This is a genomic window from Rhodopirellula sp. UBA1907 (assembly GCF_002337565.1).
Taxonomy (GTDB): Bacteria; Planctomycetota; Planctomycetia; order Pirellulales; family Pirellulaceae; genus Rhodopirellula; species Rhodopirellula europaea.
Genome location: NZ_DDGH01000071.1, coordinates 62953 through 64415 on the forward strand (window position 1 = coordinate 62953; position 1463 = coordinate 64415).

The window sequence follows — 1463 nt, forward strand, 5'->3', positions numbered from 1 at the left end:
CGGTCGTTTATCGGCTGTGTCGTGAGATCAATCTCAATGGCGAACTCGATCAGGCCGAATACGGTTTCTTGCTGTCGGCGGTCCGATCAATCGGATGCGTCATCCATTCCATTGGGTTCGATCCAACGGATGACCTGCACGTTGAATTCGTCGACTGGACGATCGCGCTTACGCACTGTTCTGACAATGAACTTCGGGCAATTGGGATTTGGACGCTGGGAGATTTGGGGATTCCACCCGAATCTGTACGCGAACGTCTCATTGAACTGGTTGGCTCGGATCGCTACGGCAATGATCACGAGCAAACGACATGTCGGTCAATTGCCTTCCGAATGTTGGCGAGAGTTAGCCAGAAATCGGCCGCTGAATTCGTTGGCACGGAAGCTTGCAATGAATACCTTCAATCCATGGATTTATGGCTGCGACGCAACGCCGAGCGACCGAACGGACACTACGATCATGGACCCGAGCTAGAGGCTGAGGTTGCATGGCTGCGTTGAACAACCGATAACAATCGGATGCACGACGAGTCGCCGAGTCGTGGTTTTTGAAGTGGAGGATCACTCGCGGCGACCGCGTGATCCGTGACGTTATGGCTTAAGAGAGAAACTGCATGAAGGTCTTCATCAGCTGGTCCGGCCCTCGAAGTCGTGCAGTTGCAGAGTTGCTCAACGATTGGACGAAGTGTGTACTTCAGGCAACGCGTCCATGGTTGTCGACGCGGGACATTGATCGAGGCGCGCTTTGGTTCAGCGAAATCCACGATCAGCTTAAGGATACATCTGTCGGGATCGTTTGCCTTACTCAGGCAAATCGAAATCGACCATGGATCCTCTTTGAGTCCGGAGCCCTAGCAAAGGGGCTCTCATCGAACCGCGTCTGCACCTTTTTGATTGACCTGAAGCCCGCTGACTTGGAAGATCCGCTTGCACAATTCAATCATACGATGCCTGAGAAGGGCAGCGTTTGGGAATTGATGCGCACCCTCAACAATTGCTTAAGCACAAACGCTCTGGATGAACGAATCCTTGAGCAAGTGTTTAATACTTATTGGGAACAGTTTGACACCAAATTTGCGAAGATACTTGCACAGAACCCAGAGGCTGAAAAATCAGAGCCACGGCCGAAGGAAGACATACTTGCAGAGATACTGGACAACACTCGCCACATGCATTCGCGACTTCGTCGCCTTGAAAGTCGACACGAACGTCTGATGTCAGACGAAGAACGGCACATGATGCTTTTCAACGATCGTGAGTGGTCGCCCGAGCGAGCTGAAATGCTTTATCGCCAAATGCGTGACTCAGAAATGCCTGTAGAGCATATTGTGGAAACCTTGAAGATGAATGGCGTGCCCACTGATTTTGCCGTTCACCTCGTTAACAGCGAAGAAGAACGGCCACGCAATCGGGCGTCGAAAAAGAAGCCATAACAATCCGTATCGGGATAGGGGCCCGGTTGCC

General features: G+C 51.8%; 2 protein-coding genes. Both read left to right on the forward strand.

The annotated features are described in order from the left end of the window. Positions 1-500, forward strand: a 500-nt coding sequence (locus B2R17_RS15320) for a hypothetical protein (RefSeq protein ID WP_286764674.1), incomplete at its 5' end; no start/stop codon positions are given. A gap of 113 nt (positions 501-613) precedes the next feature. Then, entirely contained in the window at positions 614-1432 is an 819-nt protein-coding gene (locus B2R17_RS15325; protein WP_286764675.1) for a hypothetical protein, read from the forward strand. Positions 1433-1463: the final 31 nt, after the last annotated feature.

Bases quoted from the DNA above. Each gene is read 5' to 3' on its own strand.
- B2R17_RS15325 (WP_286764675.1), top strand. From the start codon at position 614: ATGAAGGTCTTCATCAGCTGGTCCGGCCCTCGAAGTCGTGCAGTTGCA.